Below are 6,448 nucleotides of genomic sequence, written 5' to 3'. Positions count from 1 at the left end.
GGCTGCCTGCCATGCCGGCCTGGCTGGAGCAGGTGCATGGCTGTGCCGTCGCCACCGAGGATCAGTTCGCCGCTGACGAGGGCGTGGCGCCGCGGGCGGACGCAAGCATTGCCACGGTCCCCGGCCGGGTCTGTGCGGTGATGACCGCGGATTGCCTGCCGGTGCTGCTCTGCGACCGCGCCGGCACGGTGGTGGGCGCCGCGCATGCCGGCTGGCGCGGTCTGTGCAGCGGCGTCATCGAGGCTACCCTCACGCGCATGGCCGCGCAGGCGGGCCCGCAAGCCGAATGGCTGGCCTGGCTGGGGCCGGCTATCGGGCCGGGCGCCTTCGAGGTCGGGGCGGAGGTGCGGCAGGCCTTTCTTGCCGGGGCGCGTCCCGAGGAGATGGCCCGGGTCGATGGCGCCTTCCGCGCGGGCGTGCCGGGCAAGTATCTTGCCGATATCTATGCGCTTGCCCGCATTCGCCTTGCCCGCGCCGGCTGCGTCGAGGTTTATGGCGGGGACAGTTGCACCGTCAGTGACGCGCAGCGCTTCTATTCGTATCGGCGCGATGGCGTCACCGGCCGCATGGCGAGCCTGGTCTGGCTGGCCTCCTGATGCAGCGGCGTCGTTAGTTCCGGGCAGCCGGCGGGGGCTCTCCCGTGCCCGGCGCCCGCGGCTCCCCGCTGACGGAGGGATCGGATGTCGCCTGTCCGGGCTGAGCCAGTCTGGCTTCCTCAGCCTTGCGCCGGCGCCTGCGTCCGGGGGTGCCCATGATGTACACGACAAGGGCCACCGGCGCCAGCCCGTAGAAGACGAAGGTCGCCACGCCGGCGACCGCGGTATGCTCGGTGATGGCCATCATCAGGACCACATAGAGCCAACCGATTGCAACGATGTACATCAGAAAGTCATCCTTCTCGTGCAAGCTCGCCGCCGCGGCCAGTTGGGCCGTCAACGGGGGCCGGCGGGTTCATGCCTGGCGATTTTGCCGCCGGCCCCGGTCAGCGCAATTTTCCGCATTGACAGGCAGAACATTGCAAGGCAACAATGGCTTCGAATGTCTTGTGAGGCGGTGGTCTCACTGGCATTCAAAGGCTCAGCCGGGATCATCGGATCCGCGGTGCGGCGTATCCGGCAAGCATACCGCATGACATCACCAGCCGAGGGTGTCAGCGCGGGCCGGTCCCGAGGCTGGTGGCGGGGATGCTCCGCGGCGGCGGCAAGCCGTCCAGCCAGTCTTCATATAAGTGACGGCAGAGAGACGAAAAATCATGGCAACCGGCAAAGGTGCGGCAGCTTCCGTGAAGGAAGACAAGTCCCAACCGTTTTCATTTGCTTCGGGGCCATTCGATCCAGCGACATGGCTGGAATGGTCCCGTCAGGCACAGGCCAACGGTACGAAGACCCAGCAGGGCATGCCTGGCATGCCCGGCATCCCAGGCTTTGAGGCATTGACTGGTTCCGCCATGGCGGGCGTGAAGATCGCGCCCGATCAGCTGGCCGATATCCAGCAACGCTACATGAAGGATTTCACCGAGTTGTGGCGCGGCATGGCCGAGGGTGGCGCCAATCCGGCGACGGCACTGGCCGACCGCCGTTTTTCCGGCGATGCCTGGCGCAATAGCGCTGCTTTCCACTACGCGGCTGCCTTCTACCTGATCAATGCCCGTGCCATGAATGAGCTGGCGGATGCGGTCGAGGCCGATGCCAAGACGCGCCAGCGCATCCGCTTCGCGGTTTCGCAGTGGGTCGACGCCATGTCGCCGGCCAACTTCCTCGTCACCAATCCGGAGGCGCAGAAGCAGTTGTTCGAGTCGGGCGGCGAATCGCTGCGGGCCGGCGTGCGCAACATGCTGGAAGACCTCGGCCGCGGCAAGATCTCGCAGACCGACGAATCCGCCTTCGAGGTGGGCCGCAACGTGGCCGTGACCGAAGGCGCGGTGGTCTACGAGAACAGCTACTTCCAGCTGCTGCAGTACAAGCCGGCCACCGACAAGGTGTTCGCGCGCCCGCTGCTGCTGGTGCCGCCATGCATCAACAAATACTACATCCTCGACCTGCAGCCGCAGAGCTCGCTGGTGCGCTACATGGTGGAGCAGGGCCATACCGTCTACATGGTGTCCTGGCGCAATCCGGATGCTTCCATGGCCGAGCTCGGCTGGGATGACTACATCGAGCACGCCGCCATCCGCGCCATCGAAGTCACGCGCGAAATCAGTGGGCAGGACCAGATCAACGTACTCGGCTTCTGCGTGGGCGGCACCATCGTGGCCACCGCGCTGGCCGTGCTGGCCAAGCGCGGCCAGCGTCCGGCGGCGAGCCTGACCCTGCTGACGACGCTGCTGGATTTTGCCGATACCGGCGTGCTGGATGTGTTCGTCGACGAGGCGCACGTCAAGCTGCGCGAAGCCACCCTCGGCGGTGCCGCGGGCGCGCCGTGCGCGCTGCTGCGCGGTGTGGAGCTGGCCAATACGTTCTCCTTCCTGCGTCCCAACGACCTGGTCTGGAACTACGTCGTCGACAACTACCTGAAGGGCAAGACGCCGGTACCGTTCGACCTGCTGTTCTGGAACGGCGACGCCACCAACCTGCCGGGTCCCTGGTATTGCTGGTATCTGCGCCATACCTATCTGCAGAATGAACTCAAGGTGCCGGGCAAGCTGACCGTGTGCAATGCACCGGTCGACCTGGGCAGCATCGATATCCCGACCTACGTCTACGGCTCGCGTGAAGACCACATCGTGCCGTGGACCTCGGCCTACGCCTCGACCGCGCTGCTCGAGAACAAGCTGCGCTTCGTGCTGGGCGCCTCCGGCCATATCGCCGGGGTGATCAACCCGCCGGCCAAGAACAAGCGCAGCCACTGGACCAACGACAAGCTTCCGGCGTCGGCCCAGGACTGGCTGAGCGGCGCCACCGAACATACCGGCAGCTGGTGGCCGGACTGGGCGTCCTGGCTGGCCAAGCACGCCGGCGCGCGCAAGGCAGCGCCCGCCGACTACGGCAACAAGGATTACCGCGCCATCGAGCCGGCGCCGGGCCGCTACGTCAAGGCCAAGGCATGACATTTGTCCAGGCCGGCGCCCCGAGGGGCCGCCGGCCTCTTTTACCCCTTATCCGCATCCAACTCGAGAGGTCCTCCCAATGACTGATATTGTCATCGTATCCGCTGCCCGTACCGCGGTTGGCAAGTTCGGCGGCTCGCTCGCCAAGATTGCCGCGCCCGAACTGGGCGCCATCGTCATCAAGGCCGCGCTCGAGCGCGCCGGCATCAAGCCCGAACAGGTCAGCGAAGTGATCATGGGCCAGGTGCTGACCGCCGGCTCCGGCCAGAATCCGGCGCGCCAGGCTGCCCTGAAGGCCGGCCTGCCCGTCATGGTGCCGGCCATGACCATCAACAAGGTGTGCGGCTCCGGCCTGAAGGCCGTGATGCTGGCCGCCAATGCGATTGCCGCGGGCGACGCCGAGATCGTGGTGGCCGGCGGCCAGGAAAACATGAGCGCAGCACCGCACGTGCTGCCGGGCTCGCGCGACGGCTTCCGCATGGGCGACGCCAAGCTGGTCGACAGCATGATCGTGGACGGCCTGTGGGACGTCTACAACCAGTACCACATGGGCGTCACCGCCGAGAACGTTGCCAAGGAATACGGCATCACGCGCGAAGCCCAGGACGCGTTCGCGGCCGCTTCGCAGAACAAGGCCGAAGCCGCCCAGAAGGCTGGCAAGTTCGACGAAGAAATCGTGCCGGTGCCGATTCCCCAGCGCAAGGGCGACCCGGTGCAGTTCGCCACCGACGAGTTCGTGCGTCATGGCGTCACGCAGGATGCCCTGGCCGGCCTCAAGCCCGCCTTCGACAAGGCCGGCACGGTGACCGCCGCCAACGCCTCGGGCCTGAACGACGGTGCCGCCGCGGTGGTGGTGATGTCGGCAGCCAAGGCCAAGGAACTCGGGCTGACCCCGCTTGCCACTATCCGTGCGTACGGCACGGCCGGCGTCGATCCCAAGGTGATGGGCATGGGCCCGGTGCCTGCCTCCCAGCGCTGCCTGTCGCGTGCCGGCTGGAGCGTGGAAGAGCTGGACCTGATGGAAATCAACGAAGCCTTCGCCGCCCAGGCCCTGGCCGTGCACAAGCAGATGGGCTGGGACACGTCCAAGGTCAACGTCAATGGCGGCGCCATTGCCATCGGCCATCCGATCGGTGCGTCGGGCTGCCGCGTGCTGGTCACCCTGTTGCACGAGATGAAGCGCCGCGGTTCCCGCAAGGGCCTGGCCTCGCTGTGCATCGGCGGCGGCATGGGCGTGGCGCTGGCGGTGGAACGCGAGTGAGCTTAGGTTTTTGCATGACTTGCCGCGCCTGAGAGCGCGCAAGCCGATCTGAGGGGTGTGCCGGCGGGGGTGACGTCCCGCCGCCGGCGTCAATAACAACGAGCCATCAAGGAGTGGATATGACTCAGCGCATTGCATATGTAACCGGTGGCATGGGTGGCATTGGAACGGCCATCTGCCAGCGCCTGGCCAAGGATGGCTTCAAGGTGGTAGCCGGCTGCGGCCCCAACTCGCCGCGCCGCGAAAAGTGGCTCGAGCAGCAGAAGGCCCTGGGCTTCGATTTCGTCGCCTCGGAAGGCAATGTCGCCGACTGGGATTCGACCAAGACCGCGTTCGACAAGGTCAAGGCCGAAGTCGGCGAAGTCGACGTGCTCATCAACAATGCCGGCATCACGCGCGACGTGGTGTTCCGCAAGATGACGCGCGCCGACTGGGACGCCGTGATCGACACCAACCTGACCTCCCTGTTCAACGTGACCAAGCAGGTCATCGACGGCATGGCGGACCGTGGTTTTGGCCGCATCGTCAATATCTCGTCGGTCAACGGGCAGAAGGGCCAGTTCGGGCAAACCAACTACTCCACCGCCAAGGCCGGCCTGCACGGCTTCACCATGGCGCTGGCGCAGGAAGTGGCGACCAAGGGCGTGACCGTGAACACGGTATCGCCGGGCTATATCGCCACCGATATGGTCAAGTCGATCCGCCAGGACGTGCTGGACAAGATCGTCGGCACGATTCCGGTCAAGCGTCTTGGCGCGCCGGAGGAGATTGCCTCGATCTGCGCATGGCTGGCGTCCGAAGAGTCGGGGTTCTCGACTGGTGCGGATTTCTCGCTGAATGGCGGCCTGCATATGGGCTGATGGAGGGGAGCCGCCCGCTGGGCGGCTTTGTCTCCGTCGAGGCCCTCTGCGGAGGGCCTTTCGCTTTTTCAGGGGAGGGGTGTGCCTCAAAATCCGCATAGAAGCCTGTTGCCCTGCAGCAGGCTTTGCGTCCCGGTAGCGGATTTTGAATCAATGCCCCCAGTCGTCGATAGAGAGTCCTGGCTCGCGGAGGCCATCTGCGGCCAGCAATATTGCACTGCACTCCCTGCATCGCAGCAAGCCTGCCGGATTCCGGCAAAAGATCCCCCGATTCCCCGCTATCCATTGCCCGGTGCGGGTTTTCCTTAACGGCACCGGCTTTCAATAGTGCCTTGTTGGGCATAGAATCAGGGCAGCGGCATGCCCGCACCAAAAAAGATCATGCGTTGCAGGTCAACACATAGCATCCCCCGCTGGCGGCCCTTTGTTTGCGCACCGCACAGCATGCGGTGCAGCAGCATGCAACAGCGACGATAAAAGGATAGAGCACCGATGGCTACCACCAAGAAAGGCGCAGAGCGACTGATCAAGAAGTATCCAAATCGCCGGCTCTACGATACGCAGACCAGCACCTACATCACGCTTGCCGATGTGAAGCAGCTCGTGATGGATACCGAAGACTTCAAAGTGATCGACGCCAAGTCGGGCGACGAACTCACGCGCAGTATCCTGCTGCAGATCATCCTGGAAGAAGAAACCGGCGGCGTGCCCATGTTCTCCAGCGCGATGCTGTCGCAGATCATCCGCTTCTACGGCCATGCCATGCAGGGCATGATGGGCACCTACCTGGAAAAGAACATCCAGGCCTTCATCGACATCCAGAGCAAGCTGGCCGAGAACTCCAAGGGCCTGTACTCCGGCGAGCCTTTCAGCCCCGACATGTGGTCCCAGTTCATGAATATGCAGGGGCCGATGATGCAGGGGATGATGAGCAACTACATCGAGCAGAGCAAGAACCTGTTCGTGCAGATGCAGGAGCAGATGCAGAGCCAGGCCAAGAACATGTTCGGCACGTTCCCGTTCAATCAGCCGGAAAAGAAGTAAGCCGGCGCACGCCGCGCCGGCGACCCGGCGCGGTATCGCTTGGCAAGGCAACATCGCGATTTTTCGGTTGCCCGGGCCTGCCCTGGATGGGCCGGCCGGCGGAATCTCCCTTCCCATGCGCAAAGTCACCAGCACCCGCCGACGTTGCGTATTACACCAACAGAATTGCAGGTTCTCCGCTTGCTCAGAGCGGGCTTCGTGTCGCCTGACATGTGGACTCGAATCGGTTTGGTGTAG

Annotated in this window: 6 protein-coding genes; 5 read left to right on the top strand and 1 reads right to left on the bottom strand. The window is 64.6% G+C overall.

The genetic code is table 11. The annotated features are described in order from the left end of the window. A partial coding sequence (pgeF, locus tag P3W85_RS34265; protein ID WP_276268034.1) for a peptidoglycan editing factor PgeF occupies positions 1-596 on the top strand: 596 nt, incomplete at its 5' end. A 13-nt stretch (positions 597-609) separates the two neighbouring features. On the opposite strand, the gene P3W85_RS34260 is transcribed toward pgeF, so the two are convergent. Next, positions 610-882: a hypothetical protein gene (locus P3W85_RS34260; RefSeq protein ID WP_276268033.1), complete on the bottom strand. Its 273-nt coding sequence runs from the start codon at positions 880-882 to the stop codon at positions 610-612. A gap of 370 nt (positions 883-1,252) precedes the next feature. Between P3W85_RS34260 and phaC the strand changes: the two genes are divergently transcribed. The 4 genes from phaC (at position 1,253) to phaR (ending at position 6,211) form a co-directional block, all read left to right on the top strand. Then, positions 1,253-3,046, top strand: a complete 1,794-nt coding sequence (phaC, locus tag P3W85_RS34255) for a class I poly(R)-hydroxyalkanoic acid synthase (protein ID WP_276268032.1) — start codon at positions 1,253-1,255, stop codon at positions 3,044-3,046. A gap of 79 nt (positions 3,047-3,125) precedes the next feature. Further along, a complete protein-coding gene (locus tag P3W85_RS34250) occupies positions 3,126-4,307 on the top strand; it encodes an acetyl-CoA C-acetyltransferase (RefSeq protein ID WP_276268031.1) in 1,182 nt (393 codons plus the stop codon). A 119-nt stretch (positions 4,308-4,426) separates the two neighbouring features. Continuing rightward, positions 4,427-5,167 carry a 3-ketoacyl-ACP reductase gene (locus P3W85_RS34245; protein ID WP_017229830.1) on the top strand — a complete coding sequence of 247 codons (741 nt, stop codon included), beginning with the start codon at positions 4,427-4,429 and terminating at the stop codon, positions 5,165-5,167. A gap of 492 nt (positions 5,168-5,659) precedes the next feature. Further along, positions 5,660-6,211 carry a polyhydroxyalkanoate synthesis repressor PhaR gene (gene phaR, locus P3W85_RS34240; RefSeq protein WP_017229831.1) on the top strand — a complete coding sequence of 184 codons (552 nt, stop codon included), beginning with the start codon at positions 5,660-5,662 and terminating at the stop codon, positions 6,209-6,211. Positions 6,212-6,448: the final 237 nt, after the last annotated feature.

The organism is Cupriavidus basilensis (assembly GCF_029335485.1).
Taxonomy (GTDB): domain Bacteria; phylum Pseudomonadota; class Gammaproteobacteria; order Burkholderiales; family Burkholderiaceae; genus Cupriavidus; species Cupriavidus basilensis_E.
This window is presented reverse-complemented; position numbering and strand designations above follow the sequence as displayed.

Coding starts and splice junctions, on each gene's coding strand:
- P3W85_RS34260 (WP_276268033.1), bottom strand. CDS start 882: ATGTACATCGTTGCAATCGGTTGGCTCTATGTGGTCCTGATGATGGCC.
- phaC (WP_276268032.1), top strand. CDS start 1,253: ATGGCAACCGGCAAAGGTGCGGCAGCTTCCGTGAAGGAAGACAAGTCC.
- P3W85_RS34250 (WP_276268031.1), top strand. CDS start 3,126: ATGACTGATATTGTCATCGTATCCGCTGCCCGTACCGCGGTTGGCAAG.
- P3W85_RS34245 (WP_017229830.1), top strand. CDS start 4,427: ATGACTCAGCGCATTGCATATGTAACCGGTGGCATGGGTGGCATTGGA.
- phaR (WP_017229831.1), top strand. CDS start 5,660: ATGGCTACCACCAAGAAAGGCGCAGAGCGACTGATCAAGAAGTATCCA.